The organism is Bacillus sp. JJ675, assembly GCF_036963165.1.
GTDB classification, from domain to species: domain Bacteria; phylum Bacillota; class Bacilli; order Bacillales; family Bacillaceae; genus Bacillus; species Bacillus glycinifermentans.
The window spans coordinates 1-24,790 of record NZ_JBALMR010000071.1; the positions used below are offsets into that span (position 1 = coordinate 1).

General features: G+C 47.5%; 25 protein-coding genes. 6 read left to right on the forward strand and 19 right to left on the reverse strand.

Annotated elements, in window-relative coordinates; translation table 11 throughout:
• Positions 1-52 precede the first annotated feature (52 nt).
• A complete protein-coding gene (locus V7126_RS17950; RefSeq protein WP_335498052.1) occupies positions 53-1,660 on the reverse strand; it encodes a M20/M25/M40 family metallo-hydrolase in 1,608 nt (535 codons plus the stop codon).
• A 116-nt stretch (positions 1,661-1,776) separates the two neighbouring features.
• On the opposite strand from V7126_RS17950, the gene namA reads away from it, so the two are divergent.
• Both namA and V7126_RS17960 read left to right on the forward strand, forming a co-directional pair.
• Entirely contained in the window at positions 1,777-2,847 is a 1,071-nt protein-coding gene (gene namA, locus V7126_RS17955) for an NADPH dehydrogenase NamA (protein ID WP_099047112.1), read from the forward strand.
• 114 nt (positions 2,848-2,961) lie between these two features.
• On the forward strand, positions 2,962-3,732 hold the full coding sequence (locus V7126_RS17960; protein WP_046132370.1) for an alpha/beta fold hydrolase: 771 nt from the start codon (positions 2,962-2,964) through the stop codon (positions 3,730-3,732).
• Positions 3,733-3,765: 33 nt separating this feature from the next.
• On the opposite strand, the gene rpmG is transcribed toward V7126_RS17960, so the two are convergent.
• Positions 3,766-3,915 carry a 50S ribosomal protein L33 gene (rpmG, locus tag V7126_RS17965; protein WP_046132377.1) on the reverse strand — a complete coding sequence of 50 codons (150 nt, stop codon included), beginning with the start codon at positions 3,913-3,915 and terminating at the stop codon, positions 3,766-3,768.
• A 105-nt stretch (positions 3,916-4,020) separates the two neighbouring features.
• Positions 4,021-4,944 (reverse strand): ribonuclease Z, encoded by a 924-nt coding sequence (gene rnz / locus V7126_RS17970; protein ID WP_175077476.1) that lies wholly within the window; start codon positions 4,942-4,944, stop codon positions 4,021-4,023.
• A 210-nt stretch (positions 4,945-5,154) separates the two neighbouring features.
• Between rnz and zwf the strand changes: the two genes are divergently transcribed.
• A complete protein-coding gene (zwf, locus tag V7126_RS17975) occupies positions 5,155-6,633 on the forward strand; it encodes a glucose-6-phosphate dehydrogenase (RefSeq protein WP_335498058.1) in 1,479 nt (492 codons plus the stop codon).
• 66 nt (positions 6,634-6,699) lie between these two features.
• Here the strand turns inward: zwf and V7126_RS17980 are convergent, their stop codons facing one another.
• The 9 genes from V7126_RS17980 to V7126_RS18020 all read right to left on the reverse strand — a co-directional run bounded on the left by V7126_RS17980 (position 6,700) and on the right by V7126_RS18020 (position 16,577).
• The gene (locus tag V7126_RS17980) at positions 6,700-7,413 is read right to left on the reverse strand and encodes a GntR family transcriptional regulator (RefSeq protein WP_046132374.1); all 714 of its coding nucleotides are present in this window, start codon (positions 7,411-7,413) and stop codon (positions 6,700-6,702) included.
• A gap of 146 nt (positions 7,414-7,559) precedes the next feature.
• Entirely contained in the window at positions 7,560-8,975 is a 1,416-nt protein-coding gene (locus V7126_RS17985; RefSeq protein ID WP_175077477.1) for a glycoside hydrolase family 1 protein, read from the reverse strand.
• 15 nt (positions 8,976-8,990) lie between these two features.
• The gene (celB, locus tag V7126_RS17990) at positions 8,991-10,304 is read right to left on the reverse strand and encodes a PTS cellobiose transporter subunit IIC (protein WP_175077478.1); all 1,314 of its coding nucleotides are present in this window, start codon (positions 10,302-10,304) and stop codon (positions 8,991-8,993) included.
• A gap of 16 nt (positions 10,305-10,320) precedes the next feature.
• Positions 10,321-10,665, reverse strand: a complete 345-nt coding sequence (locus V7126_RS17995) for a PTS lactose/cellobiose transporter subunit IIA (RefSeq protein ID WP_175077479.1) — start codon at positions 10,663-10,665, stop codon at positions 10,321-10,323.
• Between the two features lie 5 nt (positions 10,666-10,670).
• Entirely contained in the window at positions 10,671-10,979 is a 309-nt protein-coding gene (locus V7126_RS18000; protein ID WP_046132371.1) for a PTS sugar transporter subunit IIB, read from the reverse strand.
• Between the two features lie 149 nt (positions 10,980-11,128).
• Positions 11,129-12,790, reverse strand: coding sequence for an alkaline phosphatase (locus V7126_RS18005; RefSeq protein WP_175077480.1), 1,662 nt, complete (start codon positions 12,788-12,790; stop codon positions 11,129-11,131).
• 140 nt (positions 12,791-12,930) lie between these two features.
• Positions 12,931-13,716 (reverse strand): SDR family oxidoreductase, encoded by a 786-nt coding sequence (locus V7126_RS18010; protein ID WP_046131720.1) that lies wholly within the window; start codon positions 13,714-13,716, stop codon positions 12,931-12,933.
• Positions 13,717-13,833: 117 nt separating this feature from the next.
• Positions 13,834-15,243 carry an NADP-dependent phosphogluconate dehydrogenase gene (gene gndA, locus V7126_RS18015; protein ID WP_046131721.1) on the reverse strand — a complete coding sequence of 470 codons (1,410 nt, stop codon included), beginning with the start codon at positions 15,241-15,243 and terminating at the stop codon, positions 13,834-13,836.
• Positions 15,244-15,332: 89 nt separating this feature from the next.
• Complete coding sequence (locus tag V7126_RS18020) at positions 15,333-16,577, reverse strand: DNA polymerase IV (protein ID WP_272901917.1); 1,245 nt, start codon at positions 16,575-16,577, stop codon at positions 15,333-15,335.
• Between the two features lie 77 nt (positions 16,578-16,654).
• Between V7126_RS18020 and V7126_RS18025 the strand changes: the two genes are divergently transcribed.
• Both V7126_RS18025 and V7126_RS18030 read left to right on the forward strand, forming a co-directional pair.
• Entirely contained in the window at positions 16,655-16,942 is a 288-nt protein-coding gene (locus tag V7126_RS18025) for a hypothetical protein (RefSeq protein ID WP_046131722.1), read from the forward strand.
• Between the two features lie 51 nt (positions 16,943-16,993).
• Positions 16,994-17,815, forward strand: a complete 822-nt coding sequence (locus V7126_RS18030) for a membrane protein insertase YidC (protein ID WP_373688048.1) — start codon at positions 16,994-16,996, stop codon at positions 17,813-17,815.
• A gap of 43 nt (positions 17,816-17,858) precedes the next feature.
• On the opposite strand, the gene V7126_RS18035 is transcribed toward V7126_RS18030, so the two are convergent.
• From V7126_RS18035 to V7126_RS18045, 3 genes are read right to left on the reverse strand one after another with little or no spacing between them, the layout of a single operon-like run.
• The gene (locus tag V7126_RS18035; protein WP_175077481.1) at positions 17,859-18,323 is read right to left on the reverse strand and encodes a chemotaxis protein CheW; all 465 of its coding nucleotides are present in this window, start codon (positions 18,321-18,323) and stop codon (positions 17,859-17,861) included.
• 15 nt (positions 18,324-18,338) lie between these two features.
• Complete coding sequence (locus V7126_RS18040) at positions 18,339-19,457, reverse strand: M20/M25/M40 family metallo-hydrolase (RefSeq protein WP_046131725.1); 1,119 nt, start codon at positions 19,455-19,457, stop codon at positions 18,339-18,341.
• Positions 19,458-19,475: 18 nt separating this feature from the next.
• Complete coding sequence (locus tag V7126_RS18045) at positions 19,476-20,996, reverse strand: acyl-CoA carboxylase subunit beta (RefSeq protein ID WP_082094132.1); 1,521 nt, start codon at positions 20,994-20,996, stop codon at positions 19,476-19,478.
• Positions 20,997-21,095: 99 nt separating this feature from the next.
• Here V7126_RS18045 and prli42 point away from each other — a divergent pair, with 99 nt between their 5' ends.
• Positions 21,096-21,197 (forward strand): stressosome-associated protein Prli42, encoded by a 102-nt coding sequence (gene prli42, locus V7126_RS18050; protein ID WP_128748179.1) that lies wholly within the window; start codon positions 21,096-21,098, stop codon positions 21,195-21,197.
• 107 nt (positions 21,198-21,304) lie between these two features.
• Here the strand turns inward: prli42 and V7126_RS18055 are convergent, their stop codons facing one another.
• From V7126_RS18055 to V7126_RS18070, 4 genes are all read right to left on the reverse strand, one after another.
• On the reverse strand, positions 21,305-22,264 hold the full coding sequence (locus tag V7126_RS18055; protein ID WP_046131727.1) for an aromatic acid exporter family protein: 960 nt from the start codon (positions 22,262-22,264) through the stop codon (positions 21,305-21,307).
• Between the two features lie 79 nt (positions 22,265-22,343).
• Complete coding sequence (locus tag V7126_RS18060; RefSeq protein WP_175077483.1) at positions 22,344-23,066, reverse strand: amino acid ABC transporter ATP-binding protein; 723 nt, start codon at positions 23,064-23,066, stop codon at positions 22,344-22,346.
• Positions 23,059-23,721 (reverse strand): amino acid ABC transporter permease, encoded by a 663-nt coding sequence (locus tag V7126_RS18065; RefSeq protein ID WP_046131729.1) that lies wholly within the window; start codon positions 23,719-23,721, stop codon positions 23,059-23,061. Before V7126_RS18065 ends, V7126_RS18060 begins: the two co-directional genes overlap by 8 nt.
• 89 nt (positions 23,722-23,810) lie before the next feature.
• Complete coding sequence (locus V7126_RS18070) at positions 23,811-24,575, reverse strand: transporter substrate-binding domain-containing protein (protein WP_175077484.1); 765 nt, start codon at positions 24,573-24,575, stop codon at positions 23,811-23,813.
• Positions 24,576-24,790: the final 215 nt, after the last annotated feature.

Below are 24,790 nucleotides of genomic sequence, written 5' to 3' on the forward strand. Positions count from 1 at the left end.
TTAGGGGAGCATATCAATGGTCGGTCCGGCTTTTTTGCCTTCCTGCGCTTTTTTATGCCAGCAATCTGCGAATCGCAAACTGGAGCAAATCCGGCAGCGTTCCGAATGAAAACGGAACATGAAGGCGCTCCGTCCACTTATGGGGATCTTTTCCGACAGGTCCGATATTGATAACAGGTACATAAAGCGTGTTTTCCGCACCGCTTGGAAGAAAATAGCCCTTGTCAAAAAGCGGCATGTTGGCTGTAAAAGCATCGACCGACTGCTTTTGCAGCTGAAGATAGCTTAAATCGGAGAGACCGGGAAAATACTGAATTTCTTCAAACTCGAGACCGTACCGGCTGCCGGCATACTGTGCCACATCGCTGACCGTCTTCCGAATGAGCGGTTCGTCTTTTGAAGAGACGGCCGGATAAAAAGGAGGACTGTAAAACAGGACGATCACCGGTGCGTCTTCTTTGCAAAGCGAGGCCAGTTCAGACACGATTTTTGTTGAAAAATCACGGTCTTCCATCTCTCCCCTGTTTGCTAACGCAAAGTTGAGGATACGCTCCGCTTCCTCTTTTCCGGCTTTTTCTTTCGCCCTGTTCCACAGTTCCTCAAAGGTCAGGACACTGATGTTGCGCTCAATTGGCGTGAAGGCATCAAAACGCTGATAATCACGGGTTTTATATTCAATATTGATTTTAATGTTGACAGCCGCTTTTTTCGCGGTGTCCAGCAGCATGCTGTGCAGCTCTGCCGCAGATCTCTTCATCATCAGAACGTTAAACATCGAAACCGCGGCATGCGGAGTCTGCACGGAGTAGGCTTCCTTCAAATCCTTTTGCATCAGATTGACCGGCGGCGGCGTGACCTCTCCGTCAACCTCCTCGCAATAGCCGACATTCAATTCGAGGAGCCGGTTGATTTCCGACACCATGAGGTTCGCGTTCAAACCGGAAAACGGCTCGCCCACATGAGTCTCAATCCCTTTGCAGAAAAAGCCGGCAAGCGCTTTGCCGATGCTGCCCGAATATACGTACAGCTTCGAATCCCCGGGGTATTTTTCAAACATCGGTTCGCAATTTAAACAGGCTGTAAATTCGAGATCGAACTCCTTTTCCCACGCTTTTAAGGCCGGAACCGCTTCAATCATTCCCTGTGAATTGACTTCTTCATCAGGTACTGAGACCAAAAGAAGATTCCCGTCAAATTCGCCGTTCATCGCCCGTTCAAGCATCGAAAATTGAACCGCAAGGCCCGCTTTCATGTCCATGCTGCCCCTTCCGAACACCCATTCGCCGCTTTCCAAATCCTGTTTTGCCCGATCAGGCAGCAGCTCTTTTTTGGCAGCTAAGGAATCCATCAGTTCAAGCGGTCTGCACGCCAGTTGTTTAAATTCGCCGTAGTCTGCTGTATCTACGACATCAAAATGGCTGAGCAGCAGCACCGTCTTTTTTGCCGCGGGCTTTTGAACGAGCGCCATCACAACATAACGGCCGTCTTTCATCTCATGAAGCTTCACATGTTCGGGATGCTTTTGAAAATAGGAGCGGTCTTTTAGTAAATGGTACATATATTCAGCAAGCGCCACTTCCCCGCCCGTACCTGATATGCTTTCGTATTGAATGAAGGAAATCAGCAGCTGTTTCAATTCTTCCTCGGTCTGCCATGTCACAACGTAGCCCCCTTGATTATGTATTGTGCAACGCGATTTTACAAAAAAACGAATATAACTTCATTTTACTGAAGATTTTATATTTGAAAACAGCTTGAGCAGTTTATATGACGAGAATGGTCATAATTGGTATAATCGATTCGAAAACTTACGGGAGGCGAAAAAAATTGAGTAATCGAAAATTGTTTACACCCTGGAGCTTAAAAGGAGTTACACTAAAAAACCGCATTGTCATGTCACCGATGTGCATGTACTCCTCCCATGAAAAGGATGGAAAGGTTCAGCCTTTTCATATGACCCATTACGTATCCCGCGCTGTCGGACAAGTCGGGCTGATTATGGTCGAAGCAACGGCCGTCACGCCGCAGGGAAGAATTTCCGATCAGGATTTGGGAATTTGGGATGACGCACACGTCGAAGGCCTGGCGGCTTTAACGTCGCAAATTAAGCCTTACGGCAGCAAAACGGCCATTCAATTGGCGCATGCCGGAAGAAAAGCCGAAGTAGAAGGCACGATCTACGGCCCTTCAGCGGTTCCTTTTGACGAAAATTCACGGACGCCCGCCGAAATGACAAAAGAAGACATCAAAGAAACGGTACAGGCTTTCAAAAAAGGCGCTGAGCGGGCAAAAGCAGCCGGCTTTGACATCATCGAAATTCACGGTGCCCACGGCTATTTGATCAACGAATTTTTATCACCGCTTTCCAACCGCCGCGAAGATGAGTACGGCGGATCGCCGGAAAACCGCTACCGCCTGCTCCGCGAAGTGATCGACGCAGTAAAAGAAGTGTGGGACGGTCCTTTATTCGTGCGGGTTTCGGCTTCTGATTATACAGAAAACGGACTCGATGTCTCTGACTATGTCGTGTTTGCCAAATGGATGAAAGAGCAAGGCGTTGACTTGATTGACGTCAGCTCAGGTGCAGTCGTACCCGCTGACATCAAAGTCTTCCCTGGCTACCAAGTAAGCTTTGCCGATACGATCCGTGCTCAAGCCGATATCCAAACAGGTGCGGTCGGATTAATTACAAACGGCTTGCAGGCTGAGGAAATCCTTCAAAACGGAAGGGCCGATTTGATCTTTGTCGCAAGAGAGCTGCTGAGAGATCCATACTGGCCAAAAACGGCTGCAAAACAGCTGAATACAACAATCGAAGGCCCTGTTCAATACGATAGAGCCTGGTAAGTTTCAGAAATCCCCCTCATGTTCGGGGGTATTTCTTTTTTTTTCGAGAAACGTTCCCCCGTATTCATCCGTCTTCCCTAATAGAACACCATATATAGAGAGAGGATGACCTCCATGAGTTCAGATATTGCAGAAAGAACATATACGGTTGAAGGGTGTACGTTTTATACGAAACATAGACAAGGAAAGACAGACGCAACGATTATTTTTGAAGCCGGCTACGGTTTTTCTTCAGATACGTGGGAGCCGATTTTGCCCGATATAGACGAAGAGCTGGGCCTTTTTGTATACGACCGCGCCGGTCTCGGAAAAAGCGGGCCCGCCCGAGAAACAAGAACGGCTGACCAGATAGTGAAGGAATTAAAAGCGCTTCTTCAGGCAGCCGGTGTAAAACCGCCTTATGTCTTCGTCGCTCACTCGTTCGGCGCCGTCATTGCCAGGTTGTTTGCAAGCCGGTACAAAGGCGACATCATCGGCATGGTGCTGCTTGACCCCGCTTGTGAAGACCAGGAGCAAAATGTGCTCCCGCTTTTGCCGAAGGATGCGCAGGACGACTATTTCAGTCAGTTTTCACTCGAGGCTTCCCACGGAGAGTTTATCCAAAGCCTGAATATGCTGAAACAGGAGCAAAAACATTTAGGGGCAGTTCCTTTACTTGTGCTCTCCTCGGGAAAATGCTCGGAATCTTTCAAAAAAGCGCATCATGAATGGCTGAAGCTTCACGGCAGACTGCTTTCTTTATCACGTCAAAGCGGCTGGATTCAGGCCAAAAACAGCTCCCACCTGATCCACCATGATGAACCGCATATCGTCCAGCTTGCGATATATGATGTATGGTATGCCGCCCGAAAGCAGCACAGCTATGCATATCAAACCGCCAACTAAAGAAAAACCAGCAAGCCTTAACGGCCTGCTGGTTTATTTTGTTTCGCGGTGAATCGTGTATTTTTTCAGGCGCGGAGAATATTTTTTCAATTCAAGCCGGTCCGGATTCGTCCGTTTGTTCTTTGTTGTGATATAGTTTCGATCACCTGTTTCGGTGCAAGCAAGCGTGATTTTCACTCTCATATTGATCCTCCTTATAAATCGAAATAATTACGTTTTATTATACAGCATCTTTCATCCGTGTCAACAAAAAGCTTCCCGCGCCTCGTTGGACCGGGAAGCTTTTTGTTATCTCCGCTTCACTTCATATTCGTAAAAATCATAGGCTGCCGTGCTGTTCGGGAAGATTTCCTTCGCTTCGTTTATCAATTCATTCACGCTCTCGCCTTGATACCGTGCGCTGATATGGGTTAAAATCAGCTTCTCCGCCCCGGCTTCTTTCGCCGTTTCAGCAGCTTGTTCAGTCGTGCTGTGGTAATAATCGCCGGCAAGCTCCCGGTCGCCTCCTGCAAATGTCGCTTCATGAACGAGGACATCTGCATTTTCCGCCAGCACCTTCACGTTCTCGCATTTCCTCGTATCACCGGAAATGGCAATAATCCGCCCCTTTTTCGGAGGGCCGATAAAGTCGGAACCATTGACCGTACGGCCGTCTTCCAATGTCACCGTTTCCCCGTTTTTCAGCTTTTGATAAACAGGTCCGGGTGAAATTCCGATCTCTTTTAAAGCCTCTGCATCGAGCGCTCCCTGAACATCCTTCTCCTCCACCCTGTAGCCGAAAGCCGGAATTCCGTGAACAACGCGTTTAGCCATGACGATGAACTGGTCATCCTCGAATACCGTCCCCTCTTCGATCTCTTCAATGACTAAAGGATACGTCAAATGCGTTCCTGTTGCCTCAAGCGCGGTTTCGAGGAATGCTTTGATTCCTTTTGGCCCGTAGACGGTGAGACAGCTTTCCCCGCCTTGAAAAGAGCGGCTGCTGACGAGCCCTGGAAGGCCGTATACATGGTCTCCGTGCAGGTGGGTGATAAAGATTTTTTCGATTTTTCCGGGTTTAATCGATGTATGTAAAATTTGATGCTGTGTGGCTTCCCCGCAATCAAACAGCCAGACAGACCGCCTTTCTTCTAAAAGCTTGAGCGCAATGGACGTAACATTCCGCGTTTTCGCCGGAATGCCTGCTCCCGTTCCTAAAAATAATAATTCCAATGTCGTTCCTCCTGTAACTGATCAAACATGATATATGTACAAGCATACAGGAAGTCTGAAAAAAAAGAAATGGAGGCGTTTATGATATGGTGTAAGGAAAATTTCCCGGCTTTTCGAAAGCAAATGGTCTCAAATGTTTGCTTTAAGGAACTATTAGCTTTAAAATGAAGAAAATAAACTTATGCTTCGAGTAAAGTGAGGTACGTTTAGTTGAAAAAAGAACACATTGAACCAAAAGCTGTAATCGTTATATTTGGCGCAACAGGGGATTTGGCAAAACGAAAGCTTTACCCGTCTATTCACAGGCTTTACGAAAACGGCCAAATCGGCCGCGAATTCGCTGTCGTCGGGGTAGGCAGACGGCCTTGGACAAACGAGGACTTGCGGAGCACCGTCCAGCAATCGATTTCAAAATTTCCGTTAAATGAGAAGGATGTTGAGGAGTTTACGTCCCACTTTTACTATCATCCGTTCGATGTCACAAATCCAGGCTCATACAGAGAGCTGAACGGGCTGATCGAAAAGCTTGAGCATACATATGATATCCCGAATAACCGGATGTTTTATTTGGCGATGGCTCCCGAATTTTTCGGAACGATTGCCAAGTTTTTAAAATCGGAGGGCGTCACATCGACAAACGGCTGGTCCCGGCTCGTCATCGAGAAGCCGTTCGGCCATGATCTGCCGAGTGCAAAAGCGCTCAACCAGGAGATTCGAGAAGCCTTTTCAGAGGATCAAATCTATCGGATCGACCACTATTTAGGAAAGCAGATGGTCCAAAATATCGAGGTTATCCGGTTTGCCAACGCGATATTTGAACCGCTTTGGACAAACCGCTACATCTCCAACATTCAAATCACCTCAAGCGAGGAATTAGGCGTTGAAGACCGCGCAAGGTATTACGAAACGTCGGGCGCCCTTAGGGACATGGTTCAAAACCATATTCTGCAAATGGTCGCATTGCTTGCGATGGAGCCGCCGATCAAGCTGAACACCGAGGAGATCCGCAGTGAAAAGGTCAAGGTGCTCAGAGCGATGCGGCCGATTCAAAAAGACGAAGTCGACCAATATTTTGTCCGCGGTCAATACGACGCCGGCGTCATTGATGATCAGCCGGTTCCCGCCTATCGGGATGAGCAGAACGTTGCGGAAGATTCGAACACGGAAACATTCGTTGCCGGAAAACTTTTGATCGACAACTTCCGCTGGGCCGGAGTACCGTTTTATATCAGGACGGGCAAACGGATGAAGAAAAAATCGACACAGATCGTCGTCCAATTTAAAGACATTCCGATGAATCTGTATTACGGAAACGGCAATACGATGCATCCGAACCTTCTGGTGATTCACATCCAGCCTGATGAAGGGATCACCCTTCACCTAAACGCGAGAAAACTCGGCGGCGGCACATTTGCCCACCCGATCAAGCTGGACTATTGCCACAACTGCGGCGACGGCATCAACACGCCTGAAGCTTACGAAAAGCTGATTCTCGACTGCCTGCACGGTGACGCGACAAACTTTGCCCACTGGGATGAAGTGGCTCTTTCCTGGAGCTTTGTCGACGAGATTTCGCGATACTGGGAAGAGAACAAAACATTGTCACCGAACTATGAAGCGGGCTCAATGGGACCGAAAGCCGCTGACGACCTGCTCGCAAAAGACGGTTTTCATTGGTGGCCGATCTAATATTCATGAAAAACCAGCCTTCAAAGTTCGAAGGCTGGTTTTTTGCGGAATGGATGACCAATACTGCTACTTTCGAATATGGACGCTGGAAAACACAAATTTATCGTAACGGTGCCGCGCAAACGAATATTCGAACGGCTCCCCGGTATTTAAAAAAGCGACCTGTTCGACTTCAAGCACCGGGTCGTCACTGGCGCACTCCAAATACTTTCTGTCCAGCTCGTTCGATTTATCGGCCCTGATTTTCCGGTGGGAGCCGGCGATGGTCAGTTTCAGCGTTTCGGTAATATGCCGATAAACTGAGCCGTGCAGCACCTCTTCATTCAATTCCGAAATCAGGTTTGAAGGCATATACGTTTCCTCAATAACATACGGTTCGCCTTCCACTTTCCGCAGCCGGATGATATGGTATACCGGAACGCTTTTTTCGATGGATAATTGCTTTGCCACTTCATCTTCCGGAAATTCGACATCGAATTGAATGACGGTGCTTTCGATTTGTTTGTTGGCGAGAAGTTTTGTCAAGCCGAGGTTTTCGCGATCCGTCACACTGACGGGAAGGTCTTGAATGGACGATTTGATGATGAAGGTGCCGTGTCCCCGTTTGCGGTACAGCATGCCTTCTGACACGAGGATGTCGAGCGCTCTTTTCATCGTCATTCTGCTGCAGGAAAATTCTCTGGCAAGGGACAGCTCGTCAGGTATCGGCTGATCGTCCGGGTAATATCCTTCCCGGATTCTTTTCCTCATTTCATTTGAAATATATTCGTATTTTCTCATGTTTTAACCACCAGTACTAAGGATTCTGTTTGATATGAAGCGCCTTCTTTATCATTATATCGATTTCCTCAGGGAAATAAAAAGATGGCCGAAAAGACCATCTCCTTTATATTCGTTTTGCCTCCAAAACCCTTAGCAGCCGAATGCTAAAAACCGCCCATCTCTGTCATGCGTTTGAACCAGTATCCGCTTTTTTTAATCGTCCGTTCGCCGTTTTTGTCAAGGTTGACTGATACAAAGCCGTAGCGGTTTTTATAAGCGTTCGTCCATGACCAGTTGTCCATAAAGGTCCACAGGTGATATCCCTTTACATTTGAACCTTCCTGAATGGCCTGGTGAACCCATTTTAAGTGATCTTTTATAAATTCAATCCGGTAGTCATCATGAATCATTCCGTCTTCGCCGCGGAAGCGTTCCTCCCCTTCGACACCCATGCCGTTCTCCGAAACAAAGCATTCAATATTGCCGTAATTGTCTTTGAGATTCATCAAAATATCATATATGCCTTTTTCATAGATTTCCCATCCGCGGTGGCGGTTCATTTTTCTGCCCGGCATTTCATAATGGTCAAAGAAGCGCTCAGGCGTAAAAGGCGCGTTCGGATTTGGCAGATGTTCCTTCGCCTTCACCCGTCTCGGCTGATAATAGTTGATCCCGAGCAAATCAACCGTATTGGCTTTGATCAGCTCTAAATCGCCGGGCTTCACGTCGGGAAGGAAGCCATCCTCTTTTAATATATCAATTAAAAGTGAAGGAAACTCTCCTTTAACCGCAGGATCGAGAAATGATCGATTAAAGAAGGCGTCTGCTATTTCAGATGCTTTCACATCCTCGGGATGCCGGCTTCGCGGATAAGACGGCGTTACATTCAGGATGATGCCGATTTTTCCGTCTCCGCCGAGCCTGCGGTAAGCCTCAACCGCTTTGGCATTCGATAAAATCTCATGATAGGCGACCTGAACCGCTTTTTGAAAATCGATTTCGTTAGGATAATGAAAATCGTATAGATAGCCGCCTTCCACCGGAACAATCGGCTCATTATGCGTAAACCATGTCTTGACCCGGTCTCCGTACAGACGGAAGCAGGTTTCCGCATAGGAGACGAAATGGCTGACGACTTCCCGGTTTTCCCAGCCGCCGATGTCCTGAAGGGCGAGCGGCATGTCGAAATGGTAAAGGTTGACGAAAGGCTCGATCCCCGCCGCTGTCAGTTCATCGATTACGTTATGATAAAAGGAAGCGCCTTCCTGATTTAATTCGCCTTTTCCCTCGGGAAAAAGCCTTGACCAAGAAATCGAAAAACGGAACGAATGGTGTCCAAGCTCCTTCATCAGCTGGATGTCTTCTTTATACGTCTCATAAAAACGCGATGTCTCCTGAGGACCCACACCGTCAAAAAAGCGGTTCGGCTCTGCTTCGTACCAGTGATCCCAAATGTTCTTCCCTTTTCCTCCTTCATCCGCCGCCCCTTCAATTTGGGTGGCGGAGGCTGCCGATCCCCACCAAAAGCCTTTTGGAAAACGGTATTGGACCGGCTCTGTTTTTGCTTCTGTCTTTGACATGTGATCAATCTCCTTTTACAATCCTATCGTCTTGTTTTGATCGGGAACGTTGATTTCCTGTTCTTTCTTCAGATTCATGCGGTCGATGAATTTGAGGAACGGAAACCATATCGCAAAGACGACGGCTAAATTGACGATTTGCAGGATGCCGCCTGCAAGGGAATTGGTCGCCATCATGCCGCTGATAAAAATCGGGACCGTCCAAGGAATCGTAACGCCTGTAGGCGGAGGTACAAGGCCCGAGGCCATGGCAAAATACGTAATCAGCGTGACGACCATCGGTGATACGACCCACGGAATGATAATCAGCGGATTCATGACGATCGGCAGCCCGAAAATAATCGGCTCATTGACGTTGAATATCCCCGGAGCTGCTCCGAGCTTAGCCACCTGCTTCATCTGCTTGCTTCTCATAAAGAGCAAAATCGCGATGATGACGGCTAAAGTCATGCCGGTTCCGCCCATTCCGACGGTATACACTTCCATAAACTGCTTATTGATAATGTGCGGCACTTCCCCCGTCGCCGTATAACTATTCAAATTTTCCAATGAAAGCGTGTTCCAAATCGGGTCCATGACAGAGTTGATGATGATTTGGCCGTGCAGCCCGAAAAACCAAAGCAGCTGGGTAAAAAATATCGCGATCAAAGTCGGAATAATGCCGCTTCCCAGACCGACAAGCGGAGCCTGAACAAGATTGTAGATCAAATCGTGCATATTCGTGCTGAACGCCTGAGTGATCATGATATTGATAATTAAATAGACCGACAGCGTCATCACGGCCGGAATGAGCGCCGCGAATGATTTTGATACGGCTGGCGGAACGCCTGCAGGCATTTTGATCGTATAATTTTTTTGGACAAAAAATCTGAAAATCTTGGCTGATGTAAACGCGGTGATCATTCCGAGAAACATCCCTTTTGCGCCAAGCCTGTCGACCGGGATGACATTGGCAATCGTTTCTCCGCCTTCACTGTTTAACATAAACGGCGTCAAAACGAGGAAAGATGCCAATGCGACGACTCCCCCGAATACGGCCTCAACCTCATAGCTTTTCGACAGGTAGTAGCCGATGCCGAAGACGACGAAAACGGACATTATGTTAATCGTCGCACTCGGCGCGATGCTTAGGGCAGATTGAAACGCTTCAAGCGCAGATTTGCTCATCATTTTATCGAGGAACGGCAAATTGGTTAATACGACGATGATCGACCCGAAAATCGTAAGCGGAAAAGCCAGCATGAACGCGTCCCTAAGCACGCCTAAATATCTGTTGTTATTGAGCTTTCCGGCAATCGGAACCAAAATATTGCTCAGTTTTTCAAACACGGCCTTCTCTCCCCTTCTATTTCTTTGATTCTGACATTTTGTCTTTAAAGATTTCCAGCAGCTCATAAACGAGCTCCTTCATCGACAGCGTCGACATGAAATGGTCCTCAGCATGCATGAGAAGCAGGGAGACATCCTGCTTTTCTCCGCCTGCTTCCTGCTGAACCATTTGGAAATGGATGTCGTGGGACTGCTGCAGATCGTCACCGGCCTGAACGAGCAGCTCATCCGCTTTCTCGATGTTTCCTTCTTTATATTCCCTCAAGGACTGGATGATTTTGCTGCGTGCGTTTCCGCTGTGAAGAATCAGCTGAAAGCAAATTTGCTCATGCGTTAATTCGCCGAATGTTGTTTTTTCCATTACATTCAATCTCCTATCAGGCTTATGGCCTGTTCATACGCTTTTTTTCCGTCCGCCATTCCATAAGCCGCCATATCGATCACATCGACCCGAATTCCATATTTGTCCGCTTCTTTTTGAAGCTCGTTTTTTAAAAAGCTCATCTGCGGCCCGATTAGCACAACATGTGCCTGGTCCATTTCTTTTTTCGCCTGATCCTGTCCGACCGCCCATATTTTCGCCTCGTCTCCGATTGATCTTGCATATTCCTCCATTTTGGTGACGAGAAGGCTGGTCGACATTCCTGAACTGCATGCCAGCAGAATTTTCTTCATGTTTGATCCCCTTTCTTTATTTAAAAGCGCTTTCATTATCTATTATTATATCTTTTTATTTTTAAATGTCTATACATTTAAAAATAAATGTTTGTATTTATTTTGACGAATAAAAAGCCCTCTCATCTGAGAGGGCTTTTGCATCATGTTTACCGCGCTTTTTTTTGAAAGAGGCGGACCGCCTCTTTCGGCACATAGAACGAGCCGTCGCTTTCTACGATCACGCTGTCTAATTCGTATTCTTTGCCTTTGATCCTGATGATGTTTTTGTTGACCGGCATTTCTGCTTTGACGTTTTTGCGCTCTGCGATAACAACCGGATTTGCAGGGTCTTTTTTATCAACTGTGACTCGCGCTCCGGCTTTCTTAAACGCCTGGCGTGCTTCGCTGAAGATGTCGTTTGTCAATCTGTCCAAATTGAAGCCCATCGCTTTCGCCATCGTTTTGGCTATGTCGGTATTCTCGAGAAGCCCCTGCGGTTTTTGGGGTCCGTAGGAATAAAGGAAGACGTCTTCCCCTGTATGGCCTCCTGTCGTAAAGCCGAGGTTCGCCCGGTTTGCCAGCAGCTTAACAAAAACCGAGGCAGCCGCTTTTTTGTCTTTTGCCCCTTTCAGCTGTTCTTTTTCAGATGCCGTTAAATTGTCGAGGCCGTAAAGCTGTGCGGCTTCTTCGATGTTTGATAAATCGTCTTTTAATTTGCCCGTTGCACCCTCAACCGTCATTTTTGCTTTTTTCAAAGGATCGATGTATGCCGACACAGGCGTTGAATCATAGCCTTTCGTCGTATTGCTGTTGCCGATCGATATCCCGCTGTTTCCATGGTCGGTGACGGCGATGACCATCGTATGTTTATCTTTTTCGGCGAATTTCAGCGCCTCTTTGACAGCATGATCAAATGCGAGCACATCGCTTATAATGCCGATCGGATCATTCTGGTGCGCTGCCCAGTCCGGCTTGCTTCCTTCAACAAATAAGAAGAAGCCGTCTTTATCCTTTGATAGCGTCTGAATCGACTTTTTCGTCATCTCGGCAAGCGTCGGCTGCTCGGGATGCGTCGTGCTTCTATCCATGTCATAAGCCAGATCGCGCTGGGAGAAAGCTCCCCAGATTTTTTTCGATTTTGAACGGAGGAGCTCATCCTTCGTTTCAACAAAATCGTATTTTTTATCTTTAATCACGTTCACTAAGTCTTCATTGTCCTTGCGGCTCTTTTCCTTCGTTCCCGGCTGAAGCGATTCCTTTCCTCCCCCGAGGGCGACGTCGATATTTTGGTAAACCTGCTGTTCGCCGAGCACTTCGAAGTTATTGCGGTTCAAATGGTGTGCGGAGTAAGAAGCCGGTGTGGCGTGCTGAATTTCAGATGTGGCGATAATTCCGGTTGCTCTTCCGGTCTGCTTCGCCCCTTCCAATACATTTGCTAATGGCCGGAAATGATCTTTCTCGCTGATGGGTTCTGCGCCCGGCGAATTTACTACTGAAGGCAGCACGCCGACATATGAGGAGTTTGACTTGTGCCCTGTTGCCATCGCCGTTCCTGCCGGTGCTGAATCCGTAATCGCCGATTCTGCTGAATATGTTCTGACCCCGCCGGTGACGATTTTGTCAAGCGCAAGAGGCTCACCTTTATACCAGCGGGCCAAGGTTGTCGCCGTAGAGCTCGTTCCATCCATCACCATCATTATGACGTTTTTGACTTTGCGATCTTCCTTTTTTTTCGCTGTTTCCATCGCTGCACTGCCTGTACCCGCAGAACCTAACGCCACGGCACCCGCCAATGTGATGCCTGCGATCCTGTTTCGTAAAGAACCCATATGTACTCCCTCCATTACTGCTTTATTTCCTGACAAGCCTACACTATCAAACGATTGTAAACAGATTTTATGTTTTCTATTAATCTTATGTTTACTTTTTTGCGTTATGATAAAAGAAGACTTGCCGCCTTCTTTTTGTTTTACCCTTTTCCAGCTTGAAACCCGGGATATTTCGTCATTCCGCCGTCAACATACAGCGTCAGCCCCGTAACATAGCTCGCTTCATCTGACGCAAGCCAGGCGGCGCACGCCGCGACTTCTTCCGGCTTTCCGATATAGCCGATCGGGATCAGTTCGATGACCCCTTTTTTCAATTCCGGATCAGCGAATTTTTCGGCGTTGATCGGCGTGTCGATCGCGCCGGGCCCGATGGCGTTTACACGGATGCCTTTCGGAGCGTATTCGAGAGCGAGCGTTTCTGTAAGCAGTTTGGCTCCCCCTTTGCTTGCCGCATAATGGACGAAGTGAGGCCACGGGATCTGCTGGTGGACGGACGACATATTGATGACCGATCCTTTGATTCCATTATCAAGCATATATTTGAGGGCTTCCCGGCACCCTAAAAACATTCCCGTCAAATTTGTTGAAATGACGCGGTTCCAGTCTTCCAGCGACAAGTCTTCCGAAGGGACTTCGTTTTCAACCCCCGCGTTATTCACCATGATATCAACGGAGCCGAACGAATCAACCGCTTTTTGGATCAGCGCTTTGACGTCTTCTTCTTTTGAGACGTCTCCTCTGAGAGCGACTGCCTTTGAACCGCTTTTTTCAATTTCTTTCACCGTTTCCTCAGGATTTTCTTCTTCTTTAAAATAGTTGATGACGACATTTGCCTTTTCCATACCGAACCGCAATGCCATCGCTTTCCCAAGGCCTGTCCCCGCACCTGTGATCACAACCGTTTTTCCGCTTAGACTCGGATACATGTTATCGATTACCTCCTTAATTTAAAACGCTGTGTGTTGATAGGTTGCCACAGAACAGCTGAAAGAATGCATGAAAAAACCGCAAGCCATAGGCTTGCGGTTTTCGTTTATATACGCTTATTTCATCCACTCAGTATGGAAGATGCCTTCTTTGTCTGTACGCTCATACGTATGGGCACCGAAGTAGTCGCGCTGAGCCTGAATAAGGTTGGCAGGCAGCGTCGCTGTGCGGTAGCTGTCAAAATAAGCGAGTGCGCTTGAGAAGCACGGCACCGGAATTCCTTGTTCAACCGCAAGGGAAATCGTTTTCCGGAGCGCTCCTTGATAGCTTTCCACAATATCTTTGAAGTAAGGGTCGAGCAGGAGATTGTCAAGCTCTGGGTTACGATCATACGCATCTTTGATTTTTTGCAGGAAGGCCGCACGGATGATGCATCCTCCGCGGAAAATCATCGCGATATCGCCGTATTTCAAATCCCAGCCGTATTCTTCTGAAGCGGCTTTCATTTGGGCAAAGCCCTGCGCATAAGAACAGATTTTACTCATGAAGAGGGCTTTTCTGACCGCTTCAATTAATTCTTCTTTGTTTTCAGTTACCGGTTTCGCTTCAGGACCTGTAAGCAGCTTGCTCGCTTTGACGCGCTCTTCTTTCATTGCCGAGATAAAACGGGCAAACACGGATTCCGTAATGATCGGAAGGGGCACGCCAAGGTCGAGCGCGCTTTGGCTTGTCCATTTACCTGTGCCTTTTTGGCCTGCTTTGTCCAAAATCACATCAACAAGCGGTTTGCCTGTTTCTTCGTCTTTTTTCGTAAAAATATCGGCGGTGATCTCGATCAGGTAACTGTCAAGCTCTCCTTTGTTCCACTCTGAGAACACTTCGTGCAGCTCATCAGACGATAAACCGACAAGGTGTTTCAGAATAAAGTAAGACTCGGAAATCAGCTGCATGTCACCGTACTCGATGCCGTTGTGGACCATTTTGACATAATGGCCTGCACCGTCAGGTCCGATATACGTTGTGCAAGGTTCACCGTCAACTTTTGCCGAAATCGCTTCAAGAATCGGTTTGACGAGCTCGTGGGCTTCTTTTTGTCCGCCCGGCATGATAGACGGGCCTTTCAGCGCGCCTTCTTCACCGCCGGAAACGCCTGTGCCGATAAAGTGAATGCCGCTTTCGGCAAGCTCTTGGTTGCGTCTTTGCGTATCTTTATAGTATGTATTTCCGCCGTCGATCAGGATATCGCCTTTTTCAAGATGAGGAAGAAGCGACTGGATCGTAGCGTCCGTCGGCGTTCCCGCTTTGACCATCAAAAGGATTTTGCGAGGTTTTTCAAGAGACTCGACAAACTCTTCAATGCTGAATGTGCCGACGACATTTTTGCCTTTGGCTTCTTCTAAAAACTCCTCCGTTTTCGCGCTTGATCTGTTGTATACAGAAACCGAAAATCCGCGGCTTTCAATATTTAAAGCCAAGTTTTTTCCCATTACCGCTAAACCAACTACACCTATTTGCTGTTTTGCCATGTCTAACGTCCCTTCTAAAGCGCTTTGCATATACTTTTTAATTTGTGTTTGTAAGATGAAAATACCATACTTTGACCCATCTTTTCAAGCTATTGATCCTTTCTCTGTTCCTGGAAAAAATCTTTATTGAAGCTTGTTCCGCTTGTGTTGCTCTCTTTTTTGACGACTCTGACCCCTTTTTTGATGAGATCAGTACCGTACTTTTCGTTCAGCTTGTTCATCAGCTTTTGAATCGGTTCGTCTTTGGCATCCTCCTGAAATGAAAACAAATCGAGCTGTTTGAAGGCTTCATCCCGTCTCACGAGTCCTGTGCCCGTCACGCCGAGCAGCCTGACCGCATTTCCCTGCCAGTGCTGATGAAAAAGCGCTTTAGCTGCGCCGGCAATCTCATCGGCCCGATCTGTCGGGTTTTGAAGAGTCTTGCTCCTTGTGATGTTCGTCCAGTCGGCATAGCGGATCATGATAAAGATTTTCGAAGCCATGACGTCCTTTCGCCTCAGCCTGTCGCTGACCGAGCCGGCCAGTTTGTCAAACAGCCTGCCCAGCTCCTTTTCATCCGTGCTGTCGTGCGGAAGGGTCGACGAATTGCCGACGCTTTTAAATTCGTATATTCTGTCTGGATTGACCTCGCCGTTATCGATTCCGTTCGCCCTTCTTTTCAGCCTCGGGCCGTTGATGCCTAAAAGCCGCTTTAATGCGAATTCATCCGCGGCTGCCAGATCCCCGATCTTTTCGATGTTCAGCGTTCTTAGCTTTTCAGCGGTTTTTTGGCCGATTCCGTACATTTCGCCGATATCCATCGGCCAGAGTACATCAGGCACCTCCCGTTTTCGCAAAATGGTAATGCCGAGCGGTTTTTTCATATCCGATGCCATTTTGGCCAAAAATTTATTCGGCGCAATTCCGATGCTTGACGGAAGCAGAAGTTCCTCCTGCAGACGCTTTTGAATCTCTAAGGCGGTTTCGTACGCTTTTTCCCGATACGGCGTATCAGTAAGATCCATATATCCTTCATCAATCGAGACGGGCTCGACGAGATCGGTGTATTCCCTTAAGACTTCAAACATTTCCTTCGAGGAGCTTCTGTAGCGGCCGAAGTTCGGCGGTTTGACAATCAGGTCCGGACAGATGCGCTTCGCCTCCCAGAGCGGCATGGGCGGTTTTACGCCGCGGGCTCTCGCCTCATAGCTGCAAGTCACGACAATCCCCTTTCTTTCTTTCGCATTGCCGGCGATGGCGAGGGGCTTTCCGCTCAAGGAGGGATCGAATGCCGTTTCAACAGACGCGTAGAAGCTGTTCATATCGATGTGAAAAATGATTCTTCCTTTTTTCAAAACGGCTCCCTCCCTTGCTCTGATTAGACATACGACCGTACATATAGTAAGATGTTATTGAAACGGAAGTGATAATCGTGATTCTCGAATCCTTTAACGATGCTTTTTTTCTGTTTGAGTTTTTCACAATCATTCTGCCCGCGCTGACGGCGATCGGAATCGCCCTTCTGCTCAAGCATTGCAGCACGGGGGAAAATTGGAAAACGAAACGGATTGAAGAATATAAAACGATTCATTTCATTTATCGAATCGATTTTCTCGTTATCCTATATCATCGCATTACCTTATGGATTAGTAAAGTCATTCGCATGAAGGCTTCGTCGAATGATGATGAAGACCATCGTTTCCTTCTTCTTGCCATTTAAATAGCGACAGGGCTCTAAAAAGCCCTCAAATGAAGAAGGAGGAAACACATGTTGAACAAGAAATTAACGCGACTAGTTACGATTGCAATGTTTTTGATGATGACCTTATTTGTAGGAGAGCACGCTTCTGCCGCCGGAACAGCCGCAGCAGACAACGGAAATATATTCCAACATTATATCGTGCTGCCTTTTTCAAATCTGATTAAAGGAATCGCCGGTTTTTTCCACGGTAGCTATGGACTTTCCATTATCGTCGTGACGATCATCGTCCGCTTCCTCGTGATGCCTTTGTTTGCCAATCAATACAAAAAACAGCGGGTCATGCAGGAAAAAATGGCGCTGGTCAAGCCTGAAATGGATGCCATTCAAAGCAAACTGAAAAAGACGAAAGACCCTGTTAAACAAAGGGAAATTCAGCAGGAAATGATGCAGCTCTACCAAAAGCATAACATCAATCCGCTGGCGATGGGCTGTCTGCCGATGCTGATCCAATTTCCGATTTTGATCGGTTTTTATTACGCCATCCGGTCGACGCCTGAAATCGCATCGCACACTTTCCTTTGGTTCAACCTGGGACATTCGGACATCTTCATGTCTTTATGCGCCGGCTTTATGTATTTTATCCAGTTCTACGTATCGCAAAAATTAAACGCCCAAAACGCGGCGCAGTCCAACCCGGCGGCACAGCAGTCGGCAAAAATCATGGGCTTCTTTTTCCCGGTGATGATGACGGTCTTTTCAATCAACGTACCGGCTGCCCTCCCGCTCTACTGGATGACGAGCGGATTGTTCCTGACGGTTCAGAACGTTGTCTTTCATCAAATGTACAAAAAGAATAAAGGAATCGAACCGGCGGGTTCGGCTTCAAAATAAAAAGGTTGCGCCAAATGCGGCGCAGCCTTTTTTGTTGTGTTTATCATCCGGCTGCCGTTTCCTCGCGTTCAAAGCTTTCGGAAATCGCCCCAAAGCCTTCGATTTTTTCCACGATGGCGTCTGGATCTAATTGAATGATCAGTTCGCCGTTCCGTTCGAGAACGCCTGTGAAGCAATCGGCCTGCATGTGAAACGGCTTGATGTCGCCGTCATTGATCGGAATCATCTCTTTTGCATCGGAGACAAGCAAGCCGGCGGGTCCTGTTTGTGATGAAAAAATCAGCAGCTTGCTTTTGTCATCGATCGAAAGCGGCTTATGATGCAGGATGACGCCCGTGTCTATGACCGGAACGATCTCATCCCTGATCCTGGTGATCCCGCGGACTTCGGGAGGAAGCCCGTTGATCTCTTTCAGATGTCCTATCCGTTCAATCCCCAAGATGTGACGGATGTCTGCCCCATAATCTTCCTGATTCACTTGAAAAAGAATGGCATGTTGATTTTCCACGTAAAACCCCTGCCTTTATGATGGATTTGCAACTTCCTCAATAATCGCAATGACCATTTCTGCGGTCTTGACAAGCTCCTCAACCGGCATTTTTTCGTTTTTCGTATGGATCTCTTCATAACCTACGGCAAGGTTGACCGTCGGAATGCCGTGTCCTGCGATGACGTTGGCATCGCTTCCCCCTCCGCTCGTCAGCAGTTTATGCGGGCGTCCGATCTTTTCGGCTGCTTTTTTCGCGACTTCCACTACGAGGTCGCCGTCCTTGTATTTAAAGCCGGGATACATGACTGCAATCTCAACTTCGGCGCGGCCTCCCATTTCAGCGGCTGCCGTTTCAAAAGCCGCTTTCATTTTCTCTGTCTGCTGTTTCATTTTTTCGGGAACGAGCGAGCGGGCTTCGGCTAATATTTCAACCTGGTCGCAGACGATATTTGTTTGGGTTCCGCCTTCAAAGCGGCCGATATTTGCCGTCGTCTCCTCGTCAATGCGGCCGAGCGGCATTTTGGCAATCGCTTTTGATGCGATCGTAATGGCGGAAACGCCTTTTTCCGGTTCTACCCCTGCGTGCGCTGTTTTTCCGAAGATCGACGCTTTTATTTTCGCCTGCGTCGGCGCGGCCACGATGATGTCTCCGACCTTGCCGTCTGAATCAAGGGCATAGCCGTATTTAGCCGTAATGAGCGAACGGTCCAGAGCCTTCGCTCCGACAAGTCCGGATTCTTCGCCGGCGGTAATGATAAATTGGATCGTTCCGTGCGGAATGTTCTTCTCTTTCAGAACTTTGACCGCTTCAAGCATAGCCGCAAGCCCAGCTTTATCATCTGCTCCCAGAATCGTCGTGCCGTCTGTTTTCACGTAGCCGTTTTCAACGACGGGCTTTACACCGTTTCCGGGAACGACGGTATCCATATGTGACGTAAAATAGATGGCATCGGCTTCTTTGGTTCCGTGAAGCGTACATATGAGATTGCCGGCGCCGTGTCCGGTTCTTTCCGCGCTGTCGTCCTCAATGACATCCAGTCCGAGAGCGGTGAATTTTTCTTTCAGCACTTTGCAGATGGCTGCTTCGTGTTTTGTTTCAGAATCGATTTGCACAAGTTCCAGAAACTCTTCCAACAGGCGTTTTTCATTCATGGTAGTTCCCCTCCATTTTTATAGCGGTATGTTTCCGTGTTTTCTTTTCGGCCGGATGTCCCGTTTGCTCTTCAGCATGTCAAATGTCTGAATCAGCCTCTTCCGCGTCTCTTTCGGATCGATGATATCATCGATCATCCCATGCCGGGCCGCCGTAAAGGGACTTGCGGCTTTCATGCACTCCGCGATAAGCCGCTTTCTGTCGGCTTCCTCTGTTTTTTTACCCTTTGCCAGCAGAATATCGGTTGCTTCTTCGGCTCCCATGACTGCGATTTCAGCGTTCGGCCAGGCAAATACGGCATCAGCTCCGAGCGCCTTGCTGTTTAAAGCGACATATGCACCGCCGTATGCTTTTCTTAAAATAACCGTCACCTTCGGAACTGCCGCTTCAGCGAAAGCATAAAGGATTTTGGCGCCGTGCCTGATCACTCCGCCGTGCTCTTCTCGTATTCCCGGAAGGAAACCCGGCACATCCACAAGCGTCAAAATCGGAATTTGAAACGAATCACAAAAACGGATAAATCGGGACATTTTATCAGATGCATCAATATTCAAGCTGCCTGCCAAATACTTCGGCTGGTTGGCGACGATCCCCGTCACCTCTCCTGCAATCCTCGCAAAACCGATCACGGCGTTTTTCGCAAAATGCTGCTGCACCTCAAAAAATGTACCGCTGTCAGCAATTTCGCGAATGATGTTTTTCACGTCATACGGCCGTTGGCCGTCTTCGGGCAATAAGGTTAAGAGATGCGGCCTCATATCATCGTCTTTCACAGGTTTCGGCCCGGCAGGAGGCTTCTCTTCATGATGCTGGGGGAGATAGGATAAAAGCTTCCGCACCTCTTGAAGAACGGCCTCATCCGAATCCCCGGAAAAATGAGCATTGCCGCTGATTGAATTATGTATGGACGCACCGCCCAATTCGCCGGGGGTGACATTCTCTCCCGTTGCCGTTTTTATGACTTTTGGACCTGTGATGAACATCTGCCCCGTTTTTTCGCTCATAAAGACAAAGTCTGTCAAAGCCGGCGAATAAACGGCACCGCCGGCACAAGGACCGAGAATGACAGAAATCTGCGGAATGATGCCGGAGCAAAGGACATTTCGAAAAAAAACGTGGCCGTACCCATCTAATGATAGCACACCCTCTTGAATTCTCGCACCACCTGAGTCATTAAGACCTATGAAAGGCGTCTTATTTTTCAGGGCAAGATCCATGACGGCCGCGATCTTTTTCGCATGCATCTCTCCGAGCGTGCCGCCTGTGACGGTAAAGTCCTGGGAAAATAAATAGACCGGCCTTCCATGAATTTTTCCAAATCCGGTGACGACGCCATCGCCTAAGGGACCTCCAGGCTGCCTGCTCCTCACAAAAGCGTTCAGCTCGACGAAGCTTCCCTGATCAAGCAAAAGCCCGATCCGCTCCCTGGCAGTCAGCTTTCCTTTTCGTTTTTGTTTGTCGATCTTTTCCGTTCCCCCGCCAAGCGCGGCGGCTTGGCGGCTTTTATATAAATCATCGACTTTTTCAAACATATTCATCATTTTTTAGCCCCTTCGTTTACGAAATGGTGTTCCCCCGTAAAACTTGTCCGCTGATCAAAAGCAGGATAAAATGGAAGGAGATCAATCGAAACAGAGGTGAAAAGCTTGTCTCAAAAAATGATTAAAATCATGGTTATTCTAATGATCGGCGTCATGGTGCTGACGAGCCTGCTGACGGGAATCAGCATGATTTTCTAATACAGATGCGGTGCTTGCTATGACCGGAAACGGCCTGTTTTCATAAAAAAATAGCATGAGCTCCTCCCTTTTCATTAGACTGACCAATGAAGGGGGAACTCATGCGATCAGGCAGGAGATTTAATCCCTTTAAAATAACTTTTAATCACCAAATATTGCTCCATCTCACCGAGAAAATAGAAGAGGGCTGCGCGCGCTTCAAATTCTTCGCGCGTCGTCGGCAGCTCCATCTCTTCGATCTCCTCTCTCATTTTCACGAGGCGCTTTAAAAATTTATGAGCCGTATTCCCCGGGTGGATGGCTCCTCTCAAATCATGAATAAACGCTGCGATCATATGCCCCTGTTCCACCGTCATCGAAATCGACGTAATCTTCGGAAGAGCCCGTTCAATGATTTCAAACTGTTTTTCCCGCATTTTAAAATAGTGGTAATAAAGGTTTTCATGGCGCAAAAAGTGATTTTCCACATCGCGGTATGCCAATGTTTTTGCTTCATTGATCAGGCGGTGCGTCTCAGGAATTTCCTTTCCCGTCCAGTCCTGCTCCCCTGTCAGCAAATAGCGCTCGATCTCTTCGAAGATTTTGGCGAAATTGTCTTCGATTTTCTGCTGGTACTGTTTGAGCTGCTTGTCCAGGCTCGGCATGTACAAGTTCATGAGGAGCGCAACCCCGATGCCTGTAATGATAATGAGGAATTCATTCCAAACGAGAGGCAGCGTGATTCCTTCAGACATGTAGAGATGAAGGATGATAACCGAGCTTGTGACGACTCCTTCTTTGATTTTCAGAATAACGGTTGTCGGAATGAAAAATAAAAGCATGAGACCGATGACAGCCGGATGATAGCCGATCAATTCAAAGAAAATATACGAAAACCCAATCGCAAGGCAACATGCGGCAAAACGGGCCCATGACGCCAGGAGAGACCGCTTTTGCGTCACTTGAATGCAAAGGATGGTAATAATGCCTGTTGACACAAAATTGTGCAGGCCCAAAAGCTGGGCGATATAGATCGATAGTGCCGTTCCGAGTGCTGTTTTTAATGTGCGATAACCTATTTTAAACATCGTAAACCCCAATCTTTTTTTCTATCGTTGGATTAAATGAACCAAAAAAGAAGAAGATCTATGTCTTCTTCCGCTTATTTTATAGTATTTTCTCCAAAAAGTCTTGAGCTCTTTGCGATTTTGGTGAAGAAAAAAATGATGACGGGTCGGCGTCTTCGACGATCGTTCCTCCGTCCATAAACAGCACTCTGTCGGCGACTTCTTTCGCAAATCCCATTTCGTGCGTGACGATCACCATCGTCATTCCCGTTTTCGCCAGGTCCTGCATGACCTGAAGCACTTCCTTCACCATCTCGGGGTCGAGCGCCGACGTCGGTTCGTCAAACAGCATGATCTCCGGATTCATCGCCAAGGCCCGGGCGATGGCCACCCGCTGCTTTTGCCCGCCTGACAAACGGTTCGGATAATCGTCTTTTTTATTGAGAAGCCCGACTTTTTCGAGCAGCTCTTCCGCTTTTTTGACAGCCGCTTCCCTGCTTTCTTTTTTGACTTTAACAGGCGCATATACGATGTTTTCCAAAACAGTCTTATGCGGAAACAAATGAAAATGCTGAAAGACCATTCCGATGTTCTCTCTGATTTTCAGCACGTTTGTTTTCTTGTTCGTAATCTCCTGATCCTTGATGAAAATGCTTCCGTCCGTCGGCTTTTCGAGCAGGTTCAGGCAGCGCAAAAACGTCGATTTCCCTGAACCGGACGGACCGATAACAGCCGCTACTTCTCCTTTTTCAAAGGAAACGGAAATATTTTTGAGCACCTCAAGTTTTCCGAAAGATTTTGAGAGATTGCTAACATTAATCATTTGCATTCAGCTTCCTTTCAATCGCTTTGCCGGCAAACGTCAGTATCAGAACGAGCACATAGTAAATCAAACCGGCAAACAGCATCGGTTCAAGAGGGCTGTAGATCGCCGCTCCCGCCTGATAGCTCCGTCTCATAATATCGCCGAGCCCGATGACCGTCACAACCGCTGACTCCTTCGTCAGCGTAACCGATTCGTTGACAAGGGCAGGCATAATGTTTTTGAAGGCCTGAGGCAGCAAGAGATCCTTCATCATTTTCCAGTATGGCACGCCAAGAGCCATCGCTGCTTCTTTTTGGCCTTTATCGATGGCATTGATGCCGGCTCTGATGATTTCCGATACATAGGCGGCCGAGTTTAACCCGAACGCGACCACCGCTGCCCAATAGGCGTCAATATCAAAACCCAGAACCTGCGGCAGGCCGTAATACACGATCATTAACTGCAGAACGAGCGGCGTTCCCCTGAATATTGAGGTATAAAAATCAGCGATCCATGAAAGAACCTTGATCGAGCTGATTTTCAGGAGGGTGATGAAAACCCCCAGCACAAATCCAAACACCGCCGCAGCGACGACTACTTTTAATGTAACGCCGAGACCTTCCAGAATAAAAGGCATTTCAGGTATCGTACTTGAAAAATCAAGAAAATTCATAATGACTCTCCTTCTCCCGCCTCAAGTAAGTGAGGCGTCCAATCACTTTTAGCAAAAAAAGTTCAACAAAAAAGTTGAACTTTTCGTGCTTACTTTTGTGTTTCTCCGCTAAACCATTTTTCTTTCAATTTGTCCAACTCTCCGCTTTTCTCCATTTCTTTAAGCGCCTTGTTGAACTTCTCCGTCAGGTCGCTTCCTTTTTTGAAAGCAATCGCCGATCCGGCTTGATCGTCAGGGTCTTTCGGAAGATTGAAAGCGGTGAGTTCTTTGTTTTTATTTAAATATTTTTCAGCAACGATGTCTTCGATAATTGCTGCTTCGAAACGGCCAGCTTTAATCTCTTCGGTCAAATCGGAAATGCGGTTGCGGTTTTCAACCTTCAAATCGTACTTTGAAGTCAGTTCCTTCGCTTTTTCTTCCTGGATGGAACCGAGCTGCACGCCGACTGTTTTTCCATTCAGGTCATCAAGCGATTTGATGCCGCTCGATTTCTTCGTCACGATCATGTTGTGAGCCGTATAATAAACGTTTGAAAAATCGACTTGTTTTTTGCGCTGAGGAGTCGGCGTCATGCCTGACAAGACGATGTCTACTTTATTTGTTTTAAGGGCTGTCACCAATCCGTTAAAATCCATATCCTGGACTTCGAGTTCATGGCCCGTCTTTTTGGCTAGCGCTTTGGCCAGATCAACGTCAAAACCGACGATATTGTCTCCGTCCTTCGATTCAAAAGGCGGGTAGTCTGCAGAAGTTCCCATCACCAATGTTTTTTTATCGCTTGAGCTGCTCGTCCCGCAAGCGGCCAAAGAAAATGCGGCACAAACCGTCACTAACAGTAAAAGCCATTTTTTCATGTTGTATCCCCCTGAATCCATTTGAATATTTATTCGTTGATATGTATTTTAAACATTTTCTCATAATGATGCAATACTATTTTAAAAAAATACATGAAAAACCTTTAGAAAAGCTTGTATAAAATAATAGAATCCTGTCATTTTTACCCTTCGAATTGCATATTTATTAAATTAATATACAAAAAGCCTGCCGTTCATTGATCTGCACCCTGTCA